This window comes from Deinococcus sp. YIM 134068 (genome assembly GCF_036543075.1).
Classification (GTDB): domain Bacteria; phylum Deinococcota; class Deinococci; order Deinococcales; family Deinococcaceae; genus Deinococcus; species Deinococcus lichenicola.
The window spans coordinates 96,938-116,186 of sequence record NZ_JAZHPF010000004.1; the positions used below are offsets into that span (position 1 = coordinate 96,938).

Below are 19,249 nucleotides of genomic sequence, written 5' to 3' on the forward strand. Positions count from 1 at the left end.
CCCCGCAGGAACGGCGCAGTTCTGGAATCTCCGGCTCAGTCCTTCTTCTTCGGCACCCACTTCTTGCGCCCGCCCGTGCCGGAGTCCTCGGCCTCCACGGGTTCGGCTTGAGGGGTTGGAGCCGCTTCGACTGGGGGAGTCGCTCCCGCTTTCGCCTTCGGCTGCCACTTGGGGCGCTCGGAGGATGCGGGAGAGGCTTGAGTGGGAGGTGCGACCTCCACCGGAGCGGCGGGAGGCTCGGCGGGCGCGGCACTCGCGGCGGCTTTCTGCGCCCATTTCCTGCGCTCGCCGGGTTGTGGAGTGGCGGGTGCGGCTTCGATGACGGGAGCGGGAGTCTCGGGCTGGGGTTGCGCGGTCGCCTCCGGGACGGGCGTCGTGGCAGCCTTCGGACTCCACATCTTGCGCTCGGTGGGCGCATCGGGAGTGGGAGACGCGACGGCGGGTTCGGGCGTGGACGGGGCCTCGCTCGCCCGCGCTTTCGGCTGAGCTGCCTCTTTCGGCTTCCACGCCTTGCGGGCCGGAGCAGGAGCCGCCTCTCCTGCGCTGGATGCTTCGGCCTGCGGTTCGGGAGTGACGGGGACGGGGTTCACGTCGTCTGTGCTCGCCTTCGGCTTCCAGGCCTTGCGGGCGGGCGCAGCGGCGGCAGGCGTCTCGCTGAGAACGGACGGCCCTTCGCTCGGCGTCTGCGGCACGGGCGCGGCGCTTACGTCGTCGCCACCGCCTCTCGGCTTCCACGCCTTCCGAGTCGGAGCCGGACCGCCGGGCGTCTCGCTGGCCGCTGGGGGCTGGCCGCTGGTCGCCCCCACATCGTCCCCGCCCCCCTTCGGCTTCCACGCCCTGCGCGGCGAGGAGTCCTCCCGGCTGGACGTGACCGGGCTGGGCGCGGCGGCCTGAGGCTCCGGTTGGGTGTCCGCGTTCCCGACCGGGCTGCCGGGCTGGGCGTTGAGCACGTCCGCGCCCGTCTCGCCCACCTCGGCACCGGGGCCACCCTGCGCGGGGGCCTCGCCGCTGCGGGCCACGGGCTGCGCGGTGATCGGCACGGTGGGCACGGGCGAGTCCTCCAACGTGCTCTCCGGCGCGGCGGCGGGGGCCACGGGTTCACCCGTCGCGCGCCGCACGCTCTCCAGCATCAGCTCGGCCACGTCCTTCACCACGATGTCGTCGCGCTTCGCCTTCTCGGGCGTGGAGTTCATCATGGACTTGCAGAAGGGACAGCCCACCGCCACGACCTTGCCCGTCTGCTCGTACTCGGCCACCGCCTGCGTCGCCCCGTCCAACCGGGCCTGAATCTCGCGGAAGCGGTTGTCGGACACGCGCTCGCGGCCCTCCTCCTCCTCCTTCCAGAACTGAGCGCCGCCCGCCCCGCAGCAAAACGAGTTGTCGCGGGCACGCTCCAGCTCCAGCACCTCGCCCGCCATCCGCGTGATCAGGGTGCGCGGCGCGTCGTACACGCCGTTGTGACGGCCCAGGTAGCAGGGGTCGTGGTAGGTGACGGACTGTTCGAGTTGCGCGAGAGGCAACCTGCCCGCCGTGACGAGGTTTTCGAGGTACTGCGTGTGGTGCATCACCTCGTAGTCGCCCCCGAGCTGCCTGTACTCGTTCCCGATGGCGTTCATGCAGTGGGGGCAGGTGGCGACGATGAGCCTGGGCCGCACGCTGTTCAACGTCTCCACGTTCTCCTGCGCGAGGCTCTGGAACAGGAACTCGTTGCCCGAGCGCCGGGCCGAGTCGCCCGTGCAGGCCTCCTTCTTGCCGAGGACGGCGTAGTTCACGCCCGCCCTGTCGAGGAGTTGCACGAAGGAGCGGGCCACCTTCTGCGCGCCGGGGTCGTAGCTCGCCGCGCAGCCGACCCAGTAGATGACATCGGGTTCGGGGTTCTCGTCGATGGTCGGCACCCGCAACCCCTCGGCCCACTCCATCCGCTTGTCGCGGGCGATGCCCCAGGGGTTGCTCGCGCGCTCCATGCCGCGAAAGGCCGTCTGAAGCTGCGGCGGGAACTCGCCCGCGACCATGACCTGATGCCGGCGGATGTCGATGATGTCGAGCATCTGCTCGTCCTGCACGGGGCAGACCTGCATACACGCGCCGCAGGTCGTGCAGGCCCACACCGACTCCTCGTTAATGGCGAATTCGAGGAGGGGGTGGGCGGTGGAGGCACCCGATTCGAAGGCGGCGGGCTTGAGCGTGAAGGGGCTGGGGTGCGCCGCGATAACGTTCAGCTCCATGCGCTTGTTGATCTCCAACGCGGCGGGGCTGAGCGCCTTACCCGTGGCGTTCGCCGGGCACACGTCCTGGCAGCGGTTGCACTGGATACAGGCGTAGGCGTCCAGCAGGCGGGGCCACTCCAGGTCTTCGAGCTTCTGCACGCCGAGTTTGGGTTCCTCGGCCTCCATCGCCTCCTCCAACCCCTTCATGGGTGGGATGACGCCGGTGGGCACGGGCCGCCGCACGGCGTACTTCAGCGGCGCGGCGAAGATGTGGATGTGCTTGGAGAAGGGGAAGTACGCGAGGAAGGCGAGGATGGAGCCGAGGGCACCCCAGTACCCGGCGACGCGCCAGCCGTGAACGGCCCCCTCGCTCAGCCCGCCGAACAGCGCCGCCCCCAGCGCCGACGAGAGGGGCTGGAAGGCGTCGTAGCGCCCGAGGTCGCGCGCCTCCTCCACCATCTTCGCGGCGTTGCCGAGGATTCGGCTGCCTACGTGGAAGAAGATGAAGCCCGAGACGATGAGCGAGTCGCGCAGGATGTAGCCCTGTTTCAACAGAGGATGGAGCAGCGTCTTCTCGGTGAACCGGAAGTCGCGGCGGCTGGGCAGGAACAGGCGGCGGATCAAGAGGCTCACCACGCCCACGAGGACGAGGAAGCTCAGCACGTCGGCGAGGAGGTTGTACGTCGCGCCGAGGGGATTGTCGCTGTAGATGTGGAAGGGAATGAACCCCTCCAGCCCGTCCACGATGTTGACGAGCAGGTAGTACACGAAGCCGTAGAAGATGAACGAGTGCAGCACGCTCACCCATGTGCGTCGGCGAAAGGTGCGCTCCTGCGTCAGCGTGGTGCGGAGGGCGTACATCACGCGCTCCACGGGGTTGTTCCAGCGGGCCTCAGTGGCGGCCTGGCCGCGACGGATGCGGAGGAACAGGCGGTAGAAGCCCCACGCGCCAAAGCTTCCGGCGATCAGGGCAAAGACGAAGAACAGGATTTTGTGTTCGAGCGGCAGCAAGTCGTTCTCCTCGGGCGGATGGGGGCGGGCGCGGGACCCGAAACTTTGAACTCAGTTCAAGTATAGCGGGACGCCGGGCGTCGGCGGAGTGGGGAGTAGCTCAGCATACGCGGGGGTGGAGGGCTGCATCCGCCACGTCGCCTCCCTTTCCCTGGCCGTGAGGCCGCCCGAGGGCACAAAGGAAAAGGACCAACCGCCGGAAAGCAGTTGGTCCCCCGTGTGGCCGAGGTTCAGGAGGGGGTGATCAGGACCGTCGTGTAGCCGAGGACCTGCCGCACCTCGACCCGGATGCGCTGGCCGTTCCGCTCGAAGAACAGGGTTTGCGCGCCGGCGGTCGTCACGTCGGTCGTGGTGGCCGTCGTGGTTGCGGCGGTCGCGGTGTCCGTCGTGCTGGCCGTGCTCGCCGTGTCGGTGGCCGTCCCGGTCGTGGAGGTGTCCGTCGTTCCGGTCGCCGTCGTACTGGCGGCGTCGGTGGTGGTCGTGCTGGCCGCCGTGTCGGTCGTCCCGGTGGTGCCCGTCGTGCTGGCGGTGTCCGTGGTGGTCGTCGCCGTGTCGGTCGTTCCGGTCGTCGTGGAACCGGCGGCCCCCGTGGTGCTGGTGGTATCCGTGGTGCCCGTCGTTCCGGTCGTGCCAGCGGTGCCCGTCGTGCTCGTGGCGTCGGTGGTCGTGCCCGTTGCCGTGGTGCTGGTGGCGTCCGTGGTGCCCGTCGCCCCGGTCGTCGTGGACCCCGTGGTGCTGGTAGTGCCCGTGGTGCCCGTCGTGCCTGTGGTCGTGCTGGCCGCCGGGTCGGTCGTGCCCGTCGTCGTGGTCCCGGTGGTGCCCGTGGTGCTGGTGGTATCGGTCGTTCCGGTCGTGGTCGTCCCAGTGGTACCCGTCGTACTTGTCGCGTCAGTGGTGCCGGTGGTCCCCGTCGTGCTCGTGGCCGCCGCATCCGTGGTCCCGGTCGCCGTTCCCGTGGTCGCCGTGGAGTCGGTGGTCCCGGTGGTGCCCGTGGAGTCGGTGGTCCCGGTGGTGCCCGTGGTGTTGGTGTCCGTGGTGGTCGCGGTATCCGTCGTCCCCGTGGTGGCCGTGCCCGTGCTCGCCGTCTCGCCGGGCGTGGGAGCCGCGATGGCGGTGAATCCGGCGGCCACGAGCGCCTGACCGTACTGCTCCAGCGCGTTGGGAAGAGCGCCGCTGTAGACGATGCCAACTCCCGTGACCGTCCTGACGCTCCGCAGGGGCGTGGCACCCGTCAGGTACGGCAGGGTCAGGTCGCCCGAGGGCAGCGTGAGTGTGGTCTGCGTGGGCAGGGCCTCGGTCGTCGTCTGGGTCGTAGACGCCGGGGCGGCGGTTGCCGGGGTCGTGCTGGTCTGGGCCAGCGCCGGGCTGAGGCTCAGGAGCAGGGCGGCGGTGAGCAGGGTGCGTCGGGGGAGAGTGGACATGGTGGGGCCTCCTGGTCAGCAGCGCAGGTCTCTTCTCCGGTGGCGCTGCATTTGTGAAACGCTACACCGTACGTCTGCCGAAGGTCAGCCTAAGAACCGCGCGTGTGAGCCGTCCCCCCGTTCTCTCTGCCTTTCTTGGCCTCGCCCTCACCATCTCCCCAGGAAAGAAGCAAAAATCACATTCAGCGCGAGAGCCGCCACCCGTTCGCGGAGGAGTTCCAGGCGTCCCCAACGTGGTTCCGCGATGGCCCAAAGCTTGCGCCGCACATCCCGGAAAGCAGCCTGGCCCTTACCGGAGTTGCCTATCCGGCACAGAGAGGAAACCCGTGAGTCTCGCTGCCGCCAACGCTTCACGGAAGCAGCTCAGTGGAAAAAGGAGGTCCTCGTAGGAGCGGCCCCAGCCCACGTCTGCTCCGGTTTGATCAAGTCCCCGCCGCTGCCACTCTTGCTCAAGTGCGTCAAGCTCGCGCTCCAGCGCATCCAGTTCGGGCGGCGTCTCCAGGCACCAGCCGGACTCTAGGGACGAGAGAAGGGGCAGCCCCAGTTGCGCGGCCATCTCGATCATCCACGTGGCGATGAAAGTGATCGTGCCTAACCTCTCGCTCTAGGCCGAGAACTCCGCTTCCTCCTCGATCCACCTGTCCCACTCGGCCTCCGAGGCTTCCAGCGGGGGCGCGGGGATTGGTTCGTGCGGTTGAGTCGCTGAGATGTAGTACCCCACAGGCGAACCCTACCCGACGGCCCGCCAGCTCGTCTTCACGCGCTACCCTACTCCCTGTGAGCCTCACCCCGACCGAACTGCAAGCCTACCTGTCGGCCCTCGCCACGGGGGACCTCAAGCTCTCCACGATGATCTGGGGGCCGCCGGGCGTGGGCAAGAGCAGCGTGGTCGCGCAGGTGGCGGGGCGGCACGGGCTGGACTTCGTGGACGTGCGGCTCTCGCAACTCGCGCCCACCGACCTGCGCGGCCTGCCCGTGCCCGAGGCGGACGGACAGGGCGGAGGCGTGAGCCGGTGGTATCCGCCCGAGTTCCTGCCGCGCTCCGGACGGGGCATCCTCTTTCTCGACGAGGTGAACATGGCCCCGCCCACCATGCAGGGGATGGCGCAGCAGCTCATCCTCGACCGCAAGGTGGGCAGCTACGAACTCCCCGACGGCTGGTTCGTGTGGGCGGCGGGCAACCGCAAGGAGGACCGCGCCTCGGTCTTCGATATGCCCGCGCCCCTCGCCAACAGATTTCTGCACCTCACCGTCCGGCCCGACTTCGACTCGTGGCGGGCGTATGCACTGGGGCGGGGCCTGCACGAGCACGTCGTCGCCTTCCTGACCTTCCGGCCCGAGCTGCTGCACCGTCTGGACCCCTCGCAGCCCGCTTGGCCCAGCCCGCGCGCGTGGGAGATGGCCTCGCAGCTTCACCGCGCCCGGCTGGACGTGGCCCCCGCCGTGGGGGAGGCCGCCGGGGCCGAGTTCGCCGCCTTCGTCCGCCTGTACGAGGGACTGCCCGACCTCGGCCTCGTGCTGCGCGGGCAGGGGTCGGGGCTGAGGCTGCCCGACGAACCCAGCGTGCGCTACGCTGCCGTCGTGGGCCTCGCCGCCCGTGCGGGGGACGCGGACGAGGCGTACCACGCCTTCTTATGGCTCTCGGAGAGCGCCGGGCCGGAGTGGCTGCAACTGTACGTCGCCACACTGGTCAGCAAGTTCCAGGCCATCGGGCAACTCGGAGAGCTGGCGGGCCTCCTGGGGCGCGACGAGCGGCTGGCGGGGCTGGTGCAGGGGACGCTGGCGCTGGCGGAGGGATGAAGGCTTGTCGCTCGTGGCCCGTGGCTTGTAGAGGAGGCCCCCTCTTGTTCCACAAGCCACAAGCCACAGGCCACACGCCCGCGCCGAGGGCGCGATGACCGACCTCCCCCACCTCATCTCCGGCTCCCGCCTGCGCCTGCGCGGCAAGTCCGCCTTTTTCGCCACGCTGCTGCTGCACGCGGAGTTCGTGGCCTCGCGGGAGGTCGCGGCGGCGGGCACGGACGGCGAGCGGGTGTACGTGAACCCGGAGGTGGCCGCGAGCCTGCCGCCCGATGTGCTGGACGGGCTGCTCCTCCACGAGGTTCTCCACGCGGCGCTCTCGCACGTGGCGCGGCGCGGGCCGCGAGAGAAGAAACGCTGGAACCGGGCCGCCGACACCATCGTGAACGGGATGGTCGCCGCCGCCGGGCTGCCCGTGCCGCCCCAGGCCACGCGCGACGAACATCTGGAGCGCCTGAGCGTGGAGGAGGTCTACACCGCGCTGGAGGGGCAGGAACCGGAGGAGGGCGAGGAGGAGTCGGACGACCTGCTCGACGGCCCCCCGTCTGACGCGCCGCCCAGGGAGGGGAAGACCAGGCCGGGCACCTCGGCGGCGCGGCAGTGGCAGCAGGCGCTCGCACAGGCCCGCAGCGTGGACGCGATGACGGGGGGAAAGGGCGACGACCCCCTGGGCGCGCACCGTGAACTTGCCCGGCTCGCCCCGGCCCGGCTGGACTGGCGGGCGCAGCTCTGGCGCTTCCTCGCCCGCACGCCCGTGGACTTCGGGGGCTTCGACCGCCGCTTCGTCGGGCGCGGATTGTATCTGGAGGCGCTGGACGACGAGTCGCTGACCGCGCTGATCGCCGTGGACACGTCAGGCAGCGTGGACGACGAGGCGGTGCGGGCGCTGGTGGCCGAGGTGCAGGGCGTGTTGGGGGCGTACCCGCACGTCAGGGCCACCCTCTACTACGCGGACACGGAGGCGTATGGTCCGTACGAACTGCGCCCCGGCGACGCGGTGCCCCCTCCGCAGGGGGGCGGCGGGACCGACTTCCGGCCCATCTTCGGGCTGAGTGAGACGCACGAGCCGGACGTGCTGATCTACCTCACCGACGGCTATGGCGACTTTCCCGAACAGGCCCCGAAGATGCCGACCCTCTGGGTGGTGCCGCCCGGCGGGCTGGAGGACGAGGGCTTTCCCTTCGGGGACGTGCTGCGGCTGGGGGAGTGAGCGCGAGGACAACTGGCTCACGATGACCACCCATTGAGAGCCGTTCTCCGAACCGACGCCATATGGAGAACGGCCCCGAGTCGCTCCATGCCCCGTCCCGCTCCTGGCCGTTCACCCGCTCCACTTGGACAAAGAATGGCGAGGGAAACCACGCAAGTACGTTGGGGTGCGCTGGCCTGGCTCAGCTCGCACAACGCGGGGCGAGGGGACCTGGCGACCTGCTTGCAGATGAGGCGGTAATTACCTCCACTGACTCATCCTCAGTCCACCACCGTAAATCCCAGCCGCTCCGCCTGCTCCACGAAGAAGTTGATGTTCTCCGTCAGCGTCTGCGGGCCGAGGCTCTTGCGCTGGTGCTCGCCCGTCGCGGCGATGATCAGGGTCTCCGCGAGGCAGGCGGGCACGGCCCCCTCTCCAAACTGGAGGTCGATGTTGCTCGTCATGCCGCCGGGCGGGCGCACCACACCGCCTGGGATCACGCGCACACTGGGCACGTCCAACACGCTCTCGTCCACGTCGGCGGGGCGGCCCTCGTCGAAAATCCACGCGCCGGGCTTGACATGCTGCGGGAAGATCACCGGGCGGGGGTCCGAGGTCGCGGAGAAGATCAGGTCGGCCTCGCGCAGGGTGTCGTAGCTCGTCGTCGTGACGATCTCGGTGTCCCGCGTGGCGCGGCGCAGGGTGGCCGCACTCCGCTCCAGCCGCTCCATGTCCCGCCCGATCATGATGACCTTGCCGACCTGCGGGGCGATGGTCCGCGCGATGCCGAAGGCGACGACCCCGTTCGCGCCGACAATTCCTGCCGTGGCTTCCTTCAGGTCCCGCCCCGTCTGCGCGAAGTGGCGCAGGATGCCGGGAATCGCCGCCTTGATCGTGCCGCTGGTGTACGCGCCGCCGTTCGTGATCGTGATCTCGGGGACGGCGGCCTGCACGTCCAGCCCCTTGTTCCCCACCACCGACCAGAACGCGCCCAGCCCGAAGACCTCCGCCCCGAGTTCGCGGGCGAGCCGTGCCCCCTCGATGGCGCGGCGGGTGGCGAGGTCCGGGTCCGAGGTGAACACGTCGGGCAGCAGCGGGCTGCTCAGGAGGTAGCAGCGAATCTCCTTGCCCCCCGCCGTCTTGATGCCGTGCAACTCCCCGACCTTCATGGGCCGCAGGTTCGCCGCCATCTGCCGGACGCTCGCCTCGCTGACGACGCCGCGCTCCACCAGCGGCTTCAGCCATGCGAAGCGCCGCGCCGACCAGAAGTTCTCCAGCGTCATCGGGTGAATCATGAAGGCGGCCACGACCTGATCGGCCCGCTTGCCCGCCATCGGCACCGCCTCGCCCACGCGCGGCTCGGTGCCGTCGAGGATGCGGCCCAGGTTCTCCTTGAAGCGCCACGTCGCCGCGACGAGGAGCGCGAGCGCCCCCAGCTTGGCGGGAATCCCCAGCGGTGAGACTGCCACGAGGAGCGCGAAGACGAGCAGCCCGAGGACCGTCGCGCCGCTGACGTAGCCCCAGTACCCCACCGCCGCCGCATACACGACCACGGGCAGCACGGCGACCCAGAAACCCACCCCTCCTGCCACCGCCAGCCCGGCCAGCACCCCCAGCAGCACGAGGTTGCCCCGCCCGCGTGGGGGCGTCCCGCCGTACAGGGCGCGCGGCGGGTTGAGGTGCCCCAGGTACGCGGCGAGCGCGGCCAGGACGGACACCTCCGCCGACCCGAGAGCCGAGGCCATCAGCACGGCGAGAAAGCCCTTGCCGAAGTCCAGCCCCGCGCTCGCCGCCGCCGGTCCCGGCCCGACCCGGCGCAGCACGTTCTCCACGCCGAGGTTGTAGGCGTTGTTCAGGCGCGGGTCGGCCCCCAGCCGAGAGAGGAGCCAGTGCCCCAGCGGCAGGCTCCCCACCAAGAAGGCCAGCGCGAGGAGCAGGACCGACAAAAACGCCATAAGCGGCATTCTAGCGGGGGGAGGTGGGCGACCGCCTGAGCGCTACCGGGAACCCAGAAGGGCCGCCCTATAGTCCTGAACTGACTGGGTATCGCAGTTACTGGGATGAACCTGCACAAGTCGCCGCCAGGTCGAGACATGTTGATCGTCGAGGAGAACCTGGGGTTTGGGCAGGAAGGCGGTAAAGCAGTCTTCCAACCCGCACTTGGCTGCACTTTGCCGTGCGTACTGCGCCCCGCCAGAACTCCAGCAGTACAGCTCCGCACCCTGCTCGAAGAGCGAGCGGACGTGCTTGATGACCGCCGGAATAGGAATCCGGGTCTTGCCGTAGTTGCGAACGAGCGTCTCGTCGACATCGACGTAGATAACGAGAGGACTGGAGGCTGCCGTCATGGACCTACTGTAGAGGCGACCTCCACGCGGCTGGGACATGGCGGAGAGGAGGAGAGTGGGAAGACTCCTGCTTACCCCCGCACCGGATACCCCCCCCGCTCGCTGCTGTGGCCCGGCCTGACCTTGAGTTCGGGTCGGACGTGGTGAACGGCGTGGTTCGCGGCGATGGCCGCCTGCGCGAAGGCGAGCGAGAGCAGCTTGAAGTCCTTGCCCGAGCGCGCGAGGTCCCCGACCACGTACACGCCCGGCAACGCCGTCTCGCCGCCCGGCCCGTCGGGCACGTACCCACCCTCCCACCCCAGCGGCCAGCCCTGAACGGGGGAGAGGTCGGGCAGGTAGCCGCCCAAGATGAACACGGTATCGGCCTCCACGGGGACACCCTCGCCGTTCACCGTCAGCTCGGCCCCCTCCGGCGTGAGGCGTTGCAGGACGGCGGGTGAGAGGACCCGGAGGCGGCCCTCCACGCGCAGGCGCTCCAGCCGCTCCAGTTCCCCCGGCTCCCCCCGAAAGCCCGCCCGGCGGTGGGTGAGCGTGACCTCAGCCCCCGAGTCCGTGAGTTCCAGTGCCGCCCGCGTCGCCTGCGGGACTCCCCCAACAACGAGGACGCGCCGTCCAGTGAACTCGGCGGCGTCGGGAAGCTCGGTTCTCACATCCGGGTGACTCTCCACGCCCTCCCCACGTGCCTCACGCGGCAGCAGCGCCCCCAGCCCCGCCGCGAGGATGACGGCCCCCGCCGCGAACCGTCTTCCCCCCTCCGTGCCGACCACCCAGCCGCCCGCCCCGTCCGGCTCCAACGTGCGCGCCACCGTGCCCGTCCGCACGTCCACGCCGAGGGGGGCAAGCTGCACCTCCAGCGCCCGCACGAGGTCCGCCGCCCGCGTCTGCGGCAGGCCGGGTGCGTCGTACACGGTCTTGTCCGGGTAGAGGGCCATCAGTTGCCCGCCCAATTCGGTGCGCGCCTCCAGCAACCTCACGCTCAGCCCGCGCCAGCCCGCGTAGAACGCCGCGTGCAGTCCCGCCGGTCCACCCCCGATCACCAGAACGTCGGTGCGGGGCAGGGAAGACGGCGGCGTGGACTCGGCAACCATGCCGCGAGTATCGCAGAGGGGCGGCGGGGGAAATTTGACGGGAGGCGACATTCGGGTGAGGAGGGCGGCCAGCACCCAGCTTCCAGCCGCCAGCAAACTCTGACCGCTCGCCCTCTTTCCACCGGCAAAAAGGCAAGGACCGGGAGTAACCCCGGCCCCTGTACCCTCAGCCTCGGCCTCTCGCCTTCAGCCCTCCGCCTCCTGCAAGGCCTTGCGGCGATGCGTCAACATCTCGTGCTTGTGGACCACCTTCGCGCGTGGGCGGCCCAAATCCTTGCCCCGTGAGACCTCGTGCGCGTCCAGCACCTGCCAGTCGTGGAAGGTGTACACGTCCACGCCCTTGCGGGAGAGCAGCGCGTCCACCGCCTCGCGGGTCGGCTGGGTGGCCTCGGGGAGTGCGCCCGCCTTCGCGTCGCTCAGCAGGTGCGCCACGGTGTCCACCGCGTCCTTGCGGTTGGTGCCGACCACGCCGCTCGGCCCGCGCTTGATCCACCCGGCGGTGTACTCGCCGGGGCGGCCCTCCACCCGGCCCTCCGCGTTGGGGATGACGCCCCGGCGCTCGTCGAAGGGCACGCCGGGCAGCGCCATGCCCTTGTAGCCCACCGAACGCAGCACCATCTGCACGGGCAGCGTCTCGTACTCGCCCGTGCCCACCGCGTTCCCGTTCTCGTCCAGCGTGTTGCGCTCGATCTTCAGGCCGCCGACGTTCCCCGCACCGTCGTCCAGAATCTCCACGGGCGAGACGAGGAAGCGCAGGTGGACCCGGCGCTCCTTGCCCTCCGGCGTGCGGGCGGCGAAGTCGCGCAGGACCTCCAGGTTCTTCTTGACGATGTTGTCGGTGATCCCCGCCTCGGCGGCCTCGTCGGGCCGCACCTCCTCCGGCTTCACGATGGGGTCGGCCCCGTGCAACTCGCCGAACTCGCGCAGTTCCTTCGTCGTGAACTTGGCCTGCGCCGCGCCCCGCCGCCCGAGAACCCACACGTCCCGCACGTGGCTGCGCTCCAGCGCGTTCAGCGCGTGTTCGGCGATGTCGCTCTCGTGCAGCTCGGCGGTCGTCTTCACGAGGATACGGCTCACGTCCAGCGCCACGTTCCCCACGCCGACCACCGCCACGCCCGTCGCGTGCAGCACCAGCTCACGCGCCGCCGCGTCGGGGTGGCCGTTGTACCACGCGACGAACTCGGTGGCGCTCATGGACCCCTTCAGGTCCTCACCGGGAATCCCCAGGCGGCGGTCGCTGCTGGCTCCGACCGTGTAGACGACGGCGTCGTAATGCTCCCGCGCCTCCTCGTGCGTCAGGTCGGTGCCGAACTCCACGTTGCCGAGGAAGCGCACGCGCGGGTCCGCGAGCGTCTTCTCGAAGCCCTTCGTCACGCTCTTGATCGTGAGGTGATCGGGCGCGACCCCGTATCTCACGAGGCCGTAGGGCGTCGGCAGGCGGTCGAACACGTCCACCCCCACGGGCACGTCGGTCTGTTTCGTCAGGGCTTCCGCCGCGTACACGCCGCTGGGACCGCTGCCGATCACCGCCACGCGCAGGGGCCGTTCGGGAGAGAAGGTCGTCATGGGGGGAGTGTAGAGCGGGCGTTCGTGCCGGGCGCGGGATGAACTGGACGAATCCTGTTACACCAGGGGTCACAGGCTGACCCTCTGGCGACTGGAAGCTGGCGACTGGCGACCCATCTCCATACAAAGCGAAAACCGCCCGGCGTGAACCGAGCGGTCTGTGTGATGGGTCTGGCTTACGCGGCGGCGATGGTGCCCAGCGCGCGCTCGTCCTTGAGAGTGATCTTGCCGTACCCGGCGCTGATGACGCCCTCGCGGCTGAGTTCGCCGACGACCTTCGTGACGGTCTCGCGCACGGAGCCGACGGCGGCGGCCAGCTCGTCGTGGGTCGCGTAGATCATCGTCTCGCCGGAGTCGAGCTGGGTGGCAAGGGCCGTGTCCTTCAGCTCCAGCAGCTCACCCGCGATCCGGGCGCGCAGGCGCTTGCCGACGAGGCGGTAGATGCTCTCGTAGGCGCGCTCCAGCGTCTTGACGAGGTGCGTCGTCACGACGAGGTTGTCCTCGGCGGTCATCAGCGCGGGGTTGATCACGTCCACGCTGGAGTCGGTGACGGCCTCCGCAAAGTAGGCGCGGTTGACGCCCGCGAGGGCCTCCTCGCCGAAGTACTCGCCGGGCTTGACGTAGCGCAGGGTCAGGCCGTTGCCGTCGTCGTCCATCGTGTGAACGCGCACCAACCCGCTCGCCACGCGGTAGAGCATGTCGCTCTTGCCGGGGTACAGAATCACCGCGCCGGGGCGGTAGGTCACGGTGTCCACGAAGGTCTTGGTCAGGGAGGAGTGGGTCTGCGTCATGTGCGTCGCCTCCTGGGCGTTGAGATCGGGGAGGGGGGACCGGATGTATCCCCGCATGTGTCACAGTGTAACCTAAAGTCACGTTTTTGTAAACAGTTTTGTTTGTTTAATCAGGATTTAGGTCACGCTGTCCGGCTCAGGAGGTGCGCGCATTTTCATCGTCTGAAACGCATAAAAAGCCGCCTGTCGTCTGTACTCCCCTCTCACTCCGGCTTCATTGATGCTCGGGTCGCGGTCTTCCTCGACGGCCTGTGTTCAGGGCGGTTCGTTCCCTAGCCAACTCACCGCCCGAAGCCTCGCTCCGCTGGCTGCCGGTTGCTGGCGGCTGCCCAACATTAAACGCCCGACCACCAACGGGCCGGGCGCTCGCGAGCCTCCGCTCGGGCCTACAGCTCGTCCTCGCGGCGGATGGGGAAGGCGCTGATCACGCGGTCCTTGTCGCCGATATTGATGACCTTCACGCCCTGCGCGTTGCGGCCCGTGACACGGACCTCCTCCACGCGGGTGCGGATGACGGTGCCCTTCTCGGTGAGGACCATCAGCTCCTCGTTGCCCGCGACGTGGGTGAGGGTGACGAGCTTGCCGGTCTTGTCGGTCAGGTCGAGGGTGATGACGCCGAGGCCGCCGCGCCCCTTGCTGGGGTAGTCGCCGACGGGGGTGCGCTTGCCCAGGCCGTACTCGCTCACCGCGAGGAGTTCGCTGCCCTCGTCGCCGCCGGGCACGAGCGCCATGCTCACCACGGCGTCGTCCTCGCGCAGCCGGATGCCGATCACGCCCTGGGTGGCGCGGCCCGTGTCGCGGACCTCGCTCGCCGCGAAGCGCATCGCCTGCCCCTCGCGGGTGGCGAGCACCACGTCGTCCCCGTCGCGCTGGATGTCCACGCCGATCAGCTCGTCGCCCGGCTGGAGGTTAATGGCGATCAGCCCCGCCGAGGTGATGTTGCCGTAGTCGGTGATCAGGGTCTTTTTCACCACGCCCTTGCGGGTGGCGAAGACGAAGCTGCCCGGCTCCTCGAAGCCCCCCACGCTCAGCACCGAGGCGATGTTCTCGTCCTCACGCAAGGAGGGCAGCAGGTTGCGGATGTGCGTGCCCTTCGCGTCACGCCCGGCTTCCGGCAGATCGTAAATCTTCTCGTGGAAGACGCGGCCCGCGTCGGTGAAGAACAGCAGGTAGTCGTGGGTGGAACCGACGAAGACGCTCGTGTTGATGTCCTCGTCACGTAGCTTGCCGCCGCTCGCGCCGCGCCCGCCCCGGCCCTGCGCCCGGTACGCGCCGAGGTTCGTGCGCTTGAGGTAGCCCGCCCGCGTCATGGTGATCACCATGTCCTCGACGGCGATGAGGTCCTCCTTCGAGATGTCGTCCTCGAGCTGGGTGATGACCGAGCGGCGGGAGTCGCCGTAGCGGTCGCGCACGTCGCGCAGTTCCTTTTTGATCTCGCGCCACAGCAGCCGCTCGTCGCCGAGGATGGAGCGCAGGCGCTCGATGGTCTTTCGCAGCTCGTCGTACTCGGCCATCAGGCGCTCGCGCTCCAGCCCGACGAGGCGTTGCAGCCGCATGTCGAGAATGGCCTGCGCCTGCACCTCGGTGAGGACGAAGCGTTGCATCAGGGCGTCGCGCGCCTCTGCCGCCGTGTTCGCCGCCCGGATGCGTTCGATCACCTCGTCGATCTCGTCCAGGGCCTTGATCAGCCCCTCCAGCACGTGCGCCCGCTCCTCGGCCTTCTTCAGGTCGTAGGCGGTCCGGCGCGTCACCACGTCGCGGCGGTGGTTCAGGAAGTGCCGCATCGTGTCGATGAGGGGCAGCACGCGCGGCTCGCCCCCCACGATGCTGAGGTTGATCACCGTGAAGGTCGATTGCAGTTGGGTGTACTTGTAGAGCTGGTTGAGCACGAGCGTCGGGAGAGCGCCGCGCTTGAGTTCCACCACGATGCGGACGGGTTCCTTGCGGTCGGACTCGTCGCGCAGGGCCGAGATGTCGGGAATCTTGCCCGCCTTGTACATCGCCGAGATCGTCTGGATCAGGTTGGTCTTGTTCACCTGATACGGAATCTCGGAGATGATGATCTGCGAGCGCCCGTTCTTCTCGTCGATGCGGGCCTTGCCGCGCACCTTCAGGCCCGCGTGCCCGGTCGCGTAGGCCTCACGGATGCCCTGCTTCGAGATGCGCCCGCCCGTGGGGAAGTCCGGCCCCTGCACGTGCGTCATCATCTCGTCGAGGGTGATGTTGGGGTTGTCGATCAGAGCCAGCAGCCCGTTGCTGATTTCGGTCAGGTTGTGCGGCGGGATGTTCGTCGCCATGCCCACCGCGATGCCCGTCGCCCCGTTCACGAGCAGGTTGGGCACGGCGGAGGGCAGCACCGTCGGCTCCACGGTCGTCTCGTCGTAGTTCGGCTTGAGGTCGACCGTCTCCTTTTCGAGGTCGGCCAGCACCTCCTCGGCGAGTTTCGTCATCCGCGACTCGGTGTAGCGCATGGCGGCGGGCGGGTCGCCGTCGATGGAGCCGAAGTTGCCCTGCGGGTCCACCATCGTATAGCGCAGGTTCCACCACTGCCCCAGCCGCACCATCGCGTCGTACACGGGTGCGTCGCCGTGCGGGTGGTACTTCTTCATGACCTCGCCGACCACCGCCGCCGACTTGGCGTGCTTCTGGCCGGGCGTCAGGCCTTCCTGAAGCATCGCGTACATGATCCGCCGCTGCACGGGCTTCAGGCCGTCGCGCACGTCGGGCAGCGCGCGGTCCACAATGACGTTCATCGCGTAGTTGATGAAGTTCGTCTTGACTTCCGAGGTGATGTCCACAGGTTGAATTCCGGTCATATGGCTCCAGTCTGTGCGCGCCGCCGGGCAAAGGGGGCCTGGTCGGCGGGGGCGGGGAGAGACCCGGCAGAGGGCCGAGTGGTGGAATTAAGATACCACATTCTGTTGAGAGCGTAACAGTCCGCCCTCCTTCTCCACCGGGCATTCTAGCGCATGGGGACGGGGAAAAGGGGAAGTTGGCGGGGGCGCGGACTGACCGTCAGGACGCCGGGAGGTCGGTTGTTTTCCCCGTTGGCCCTACGCCCGCCCCCACGACTTCTAGCTCAAGGCCCCCATCCCAGAGGCTGAGAGCTGACGGCTGACGGCTGAAAGCTCACGGCTTCCCCTCTGTCAGATTCTTGCGTGAGTGCCCCGCCTATGCTGCCCCTCGATGCTCCCTCACCTCACCCAACTCGTGACGGACGTGGACGGCGCGTGGGCCGCCGCCATCGGCGGACTCGACGGCCTGCTCGTCGAGGGACACGCCTCCGCCGACGCCGACCTGGGCCTGCTCGTGGCCGAACACGCCGGGCTGATGCGCGCGGCGAACGCCGCCTACGGCGACACGCTGGGGGACGGCTCCCCGCGTGAGCTGTACCTGCGCGGCGAGCGCCTGAGCGTGTACCTGCACCCCATCACACCCCAGTTCTTCCTGATGCTCGCCCTCGATGGCCGCAGCAACCTCGGCCAGGCCCGGCTGTACGGTCGCGCCGCCGCCCGCCTGCTGGAGGCCGACCTGTGAGCCGCCCGACCCCCACTCCCCTGACCTTGCCCCTGAACCCACCCCTGCCCCTGCCGGAGGCCCTATGAAGCTTGACCCCCTGCACGCCGTGCCCGGTCTGGTGGCGGGTGCCCTCGTCCTGCCCGACGGCCTGCCCGCCGAGACCATCGGGGAGGGTGGGGACGCCCTGTGCGCCGAACTCGCCGCCCTCCGCGTGGGCCTGGAGCGGGTGGGCCGCCGCCTCGGCGCGGGGCCGCTGACGCGCCTCGCCTTTACCACCGAGCGCATCGAGGTCGTCGTCGTGGGCGGGGACGCCTTCCTGCTCGCCGCCGCCCTGCACCGGGGCCTGGATACCCGCGCCGCCCAGCAGACCCTCGCCCGCCTCGCCCTGGAGCTGAGCGACCTGCCGCAGCCCCACCTGGAACCCGCGTGATCGCGCCGCTGCTGGAGGTCCGGGGCGTGCGCCACGCCGCCCTCGTGGACGCGCGGGGAGTGATCGTCACCGCCGTGGGCGAGGGCGTGGACGCGGGCGTCGTGGGCGCGGGCCGCGCCGTGATCGGCAGCCTTCAGGGCGCACTCGGTCAGGCCGGGTGGCAGGACCTCCTGCTCGACGTGGCGGGCGGTCCGCTCCTCCTCACGCTGCACGGCGACCAGATTCTCCTTACCGCCTTCGACGATGTGGGAAGCCTGGGCCGCGTGCGCTTCGCGGTGCGGAGGCTGCTGGGGCAGGCGTAGGAGGTGGGCCGAGGGGAGGTTGTTCTGTTGCCTCCCCCTCCACGACGCTCACTGTGAGTGCCGCATGGAGGGCCGGAGGTATTCTCAGTGGATTCCAGGACGAGCGGTGCTCGTGATCCCTCTCCCCAGCCCTCTCCCGCAAGGAGGGAGGGAACACAAGGCCAGGTCAGAGACGACATTTTCCTGGCCCGATGAAATTGGGCACCTTGCTCTCACATCGTGGAATGGCGCGAAGGGCTTTGCCTGCGCTCTTCATTCCACCCTACTTCACCCGTCCAGCGTCTCGAATCCTTCCAGCCCGTCGAACAGCCCGCGCAGGGGAAAGGTGGGAAGGGCCGTGCGCGTGCCGCCGATGGAGAAGTTCTCAACGCCGAGGAGGCGGGTTTCCATCATCTGGCGTTCCTCGGGGGACATGCGGCCCAGCACGCTCGTCTCGCCCGTCTGGGTGCCGTGGGCGGCGAGGGCGGCCTTCTTGTTGGCGGCGTAGGCCCTCACGTCCATCCGCACGGCGACGGTGCCCTCGCTGACGCCGTAGACGAGGGGGTCGAGGTTCTCGCCCATCCGCGAGATGCCCTCGGCGGCCTCGTGCGTCAGCGCCGTGTAGTAGAGCCGCTGTGGGCCGCCCCCCGGCAGGTGCCCGGTGCTGAAAAAGGCCGCCGTCGTCGCCCGGTGCATCTGGAGGTGGTCGATGTGCCCGTAGGCCCCGTGCGGGTCGAAGGTCACGATGACCTGCGGCCTGACCTCCTCGATGAGCGCGCGGAGCTTGACCTCCACATCGAGGGGGGAGACGTTCATGAGGGCGAGGGGGTCGTTATGCCGGGTCCGCTCGTAGCGCCCGGAGTCGTGGTAGTCGAGGAACACGGGGTCGGGAATCTCCAGCGCCCGGCACGCCTCGCGTAACTCCCCCTCCCGCTGGTGGCCGAGGTCGTCCACGGTCATGCCCGGCACGGTGATCTTCCCGGCCTCGCCGCGTGTGGCGCAGGCGAGGACCACGCGCCCGCCCCGCCGCGCATAGTGGGTAAGGGTGCCGCCGACGCCGAACGCCTCGTCGTCGGGGTGGGCGAAGACGGCGAGGAGGGTGGGCTGTTCGGGGAAGCTCATCGGCGCAGTGTACGCCTGGAACGGATTCGGCCCGACTTACGTAATGCCAGCGTGAAAGCCACGCCCGACGCCCTCCGAACTCTGCTCACGCAGTTCTTCCTCGCGCTGCTCGGCCAGCCCGTGCCCGGTTCGTCGCGGGTGGAACGGGAGCAACAGGTGCGGAAGCGGCGGCGATTGAGGACGGCGGAGCCTCCGGCGAGTCCATCGGGGACGCTGCGAACGGTGGCCCGTGAAGCCTTCCGCGCGCTCGTCGGTCAGCCCTCCTCCTCCCGCGCCAGGCGCAAGCCGCGCCCGTAGAAGTCCCACACCTCGTCGGTCCACGTCGCGTAGATGCGGCGGCGGTTGCCGGGGTCGGCGGCGTCCAGCGCCTCGCCGAGCGCGCGGAAAAAGCGGCTGCCCTGCTCGCGCATGGCCCGCGCGGTCCAGTAGGGTTCTGAGTTCAGGAGGACTTGCAATCGGTCGTCGCTCACGCCCAC

General features: G+C 69.4%; 16 protein-coding genes. 6 read left to right on the forward strand and 10 right to left on the reverse strand.

The genetic code is table 11. The annotated features are described in order from the left end of the window. Positions 1 to 35 precede the first annotated feature (35 nt). Complete coding sequence (locus V3W47_RS06115) at positions 36 to 3,218, reverse strand: (Fe-S)-binding protein (RefSeq protein ID WP_331824302.1); 3,183 nt, start codon at positions 3,216 to 3,218, stop codon at positions 36 to 38. A 230-nt stretch (positions 3,219 to 3,448) separates the two neighbouring features. Further along, positions 3,449 to 4,639: a hypothetical protein gene (locus V3W47_RS06120; protein WP_331824303.1), complete on the reverse strand. Its 1,191-nt coding sequence runs from the start codon at positions 4,637 to 4,639 to the stop codon at positions 3,449 to 3,451. A gap of 777 nt (positions 4,640 to 5,416) precedes the next feature. Between V3W47_RS06120 and V3W47_RS06125 the strand changes: the two genes are divergently transcribed. After that, complete coding sequence (locus V3W47_RS06125; RefSeq protein ID WP_331824304.1) at positions 5,417 to 6,439, forward strand: ATP-binding protein; 1,023 nt, start codon at positions 5,417 to 5,419, stop codon at positions 6,437 to 6,439. 94 nt (positions 6,440 to 6,533) lie between these two features. Continuing rightward, the gene (locus tag V3W47_RS06130) at positions 6,534 to 7,649 is read left to right on the forward strand and encodes a vWA domain-containing protein (protein ID WP_331824305.1); all 1,116 of its coding nucleotides are present in this window, start codon (positions 6,534 to 6,536) and stop codon (positions 7,647 to 7,649) included. Positions 7,650 to 7,909: 260 nt separating this feature from the next. Here V3W47_RS06130 and V3W47_RS06135 read toward each other — a convergent pair whose 3' ends face one another. The 6 genes from V3W47_RS06135 to gyrA form a co-directional block, all read right to left on the reverse strand. Further along, a complete protein-coding gene (locus V3W47_RS06135) occupies positions 7,910 to 9,583 on the reverse strand; it encodes a glycerol-3-phosphate acyltransferase (protein WP_331824306.1) in 1,674 nt (557 codons plus the stop codon). Between the two features lie 42 nt (positions 9,584 to 9,625). Continuing rightward, the gene (locus V3W47_RS06140; RefSeq protein WP_331824307.1) at positions 9,626 to 9,976 is read right to left on the reverse strand and encodes a DUF705 domain-containing protein; all 351 of its coding nucleotides are present in this window, start codon (positions 9,974 to 9,976) and stop codon (positions 9,626 to 9,628) included. A 71-nt stretch (positions 9,977 to 10,047) separates the two neighbouring features. After that, positions 10,048 to 11,064 (reverse strand): NAD(P)/FAD-dependent oxidoreductase, encoded by a 1,017-nt coding sequence (locus tag V3W47_RS06145; protein WP_331824308.1) that lies wholly within the window; start codon positions 11,062 to 11,064, stop codon positions 10,048 to 10,050. Between the two features lie 186 nt (positions 11,065 to 11,250). Beyond that, a complete protein-coding gene (locus V3W47_RS06150; protein ID WP_331824309.1) occupies positions 11,251 to 12,630 on the reverse strand; it encodes an FAD-dependent oxidoreductase in 1,380 nt (459 codons plus the stop codon). 176 nt (positions 12,631 to 12,806) lie between these two features. Beyond that, positions 12,807 to 13,421: a helix-turn-helix domain-containing protein gene (locus V3W47_RS06155; protein ID WP_331824451.1), complete on the reverse strand. Its 615-nt coding sequence runs from the start codon at positions 13,419 to 13,421 to the stop codon at positions 12,807 to 12,809. 386 nt (positions 13,422 to 13,807) lie between these two features. Beyond that, positions 13,808 to 16,237, reverse strand: coding sequence for a DNA gyrase subunit A (gyrA, locus tag V3W47_RS06160; RefSeq protein WP_331824310.1), 2,430 nt, complete (start codon positions 16,235 to 16,237; stop codon positions 13,808 to 13,810). A gap of 370 nt (positions 16,238 to 16,607) precedes the next feature. On the opposite strand from gyrA, the gene V3W47_RS06165 reads away from it, so the two are divergent. The 3 genes from V3W47_RS06165 (at position 16,608) to V3W47_RS06175 (ending at position 17,672) form a co-directional block, all read left to right on the forward strand. Further along, complete coding sequence (locus V3W47_RS06165) at positions 16,608 to 16,958, forward strand: roadblock/LC7 domain-containing protein (protein ID WP_331824311.1); 351 nt, start codon at positions 16,608 to 16,610, stop codon at positions 16,956 to 16,958. 64 nt (positions 16,959 to 17,022) lie between these two features. Next, positions 17,023 to 17,370 carry a roadblock/LC7 domain-containing protein gene (locus V3W47_RS06170; RefSeq protein WP_331824312.1) on the forward strand — a complete coding sequence of 116 codons (348 nt, stop codon included), beginning with the start codon at positions 17,023 to 17,025 and terminating at the stop codon, positions 17,368 to 17,370. After that, positions 17,367 to 17,672, forward strand: coding sequence for a roadblock/LC7 domain-containing protein (locus tag V3W47_RS06175; protein WP_331824313.1), 306 nt, complete (start codon positions 17,367 to 17,369; stop codon positions 17,670 to 17,672). Before V3W47_RS06170 ends, V3W47_RS06175 begins: the two co-directional genes overlap by 4 nt. 267 nt (positions 17,673 to 17,939) lie before the next feature. Here V3W47_RS06175 and V3W47_RS06180 read toward each other — a convergent pair whose 3' ends face one another. Further along, positions 17,940 to 18,773 (reverse strand): PIG-L deacetylase family protein, encoded by an 834-nt coding sequence (locus V3W47_RS06180; RefSeq protein WP_331824314.1) that lies wholly within the window; start codon positions 18,771 to 18,773, stop codon positions 17,940 to 17,942. Positions 18,774 to 18,824: 51 nt separating this feature from the next. On the opposite strand from V3W47_RS06180, the gene V3W47_RS06185 reads away from it, so the two are divergent. Beyond that, complete coding sequence (locus V3W47_RS06185; RefSeq protein ID WP_331824315.1) at positions 18,825 to 19,070, forward strand: hypothetical protein; 246 nt, start codon at positions 18,825 to 18,827, stop codon at positions 19,068 to 19,070. Here V3W47_RS06185 and V3W47_RS06190 read toward each other — a convergent pair. Then, positions 19,028 to 19,243, reverse strand: coding sequence for a hypothetical protein (locus V3W47_RS06190; RefSeq protein ID WP_331824316.1), 216 nt, complete (start codon positions 19,241 to 19,243; stop codon positions 19,028 to 19,030). The two genes, V3W47_RS06185 and V3W47_RS06190, sit on opposite strands and share 43 nt — an antisense overlap. Positions 19,244 to 19,249 lie beyond the last annotated feature (6 nt).

Coding starts and splice junctions, on each gene's coding strand:
- V3W47_RS06140 (WP_331824307.1), bottom strand. CDS start 9,976: ATGACGGCAGCCTCCAGTCCTCTCGTTATCTACGTCGATGTCGACGAG.
- V3W47_RS06165 (WP_331824311.1), top strand. CDS start 16,608: ATGCTCCCTCACCTCACCCAACTCGTGACGGACGTGGACGGCGCGTGG.
- V3W47_RS06145 (WP_331824308.1), bottom strand. CDS start 11,064: ATGGTTGCCGAGTCCACGCCGCCGTCTTCCCTGCCCCGCACCGACGTT.
- V3W47_RS06170 (WP_331824312.1), top strand. CDS start 17,023: ATGAAGCTTGACCCCCTGCACGCCGTGCCCGGTCTGGTGGCGGGTGCC.
- V3W47_RS06135 (WP_331824306.1), bottom strand. CDS start 9,583: ATGGCGTTTTTGTCGGTCCTGCTCCTCGCGCTGGCCTTCTTGGTGGGG.
- V3W47_RS06155 (WP_331824451.1), bottom strand. CDS start 13,421: ATGACGCAGACCCACTCCTCCCTGACCAAGACCTTCGTGGACACCGTG.
- V3W47_RS06150 (WP_331824309.1), bottom strand. CDS start 12,630: ATGACGACCTTCTCTCCCGAACGGCCCCTGCGCGTGGCGGTGATCGGC.
- V3W47_RS06130 (WP_331824305.1), top strand. CDS start 6,534: ATGACCGACCTCCCCCACCTCATCTCCGGCTCCCGCCTGCGCCTGCGC.
- V3W47_RS06180 (WP_331824314.1), bottom strand. CDS start 18,773: ATGAGCTTCCCCGAACAGCCCACCCTCCTCGCCGTCTTCGCCCACCCC.
- V3W47_RS06120 (WP_331824303.1), bottom strand. CDS start 4,639: ATGTCCACTCTCCCCCGACGCACCCTGCTCACCGCCGCCCTGCTCCTG.
- gyrA (WP_331824310.1), bottom strand. CDS start 16,237: ATGACCGGAATTCAACCTGTGGACATCACCTCGGAAGTCAAGACGAAC.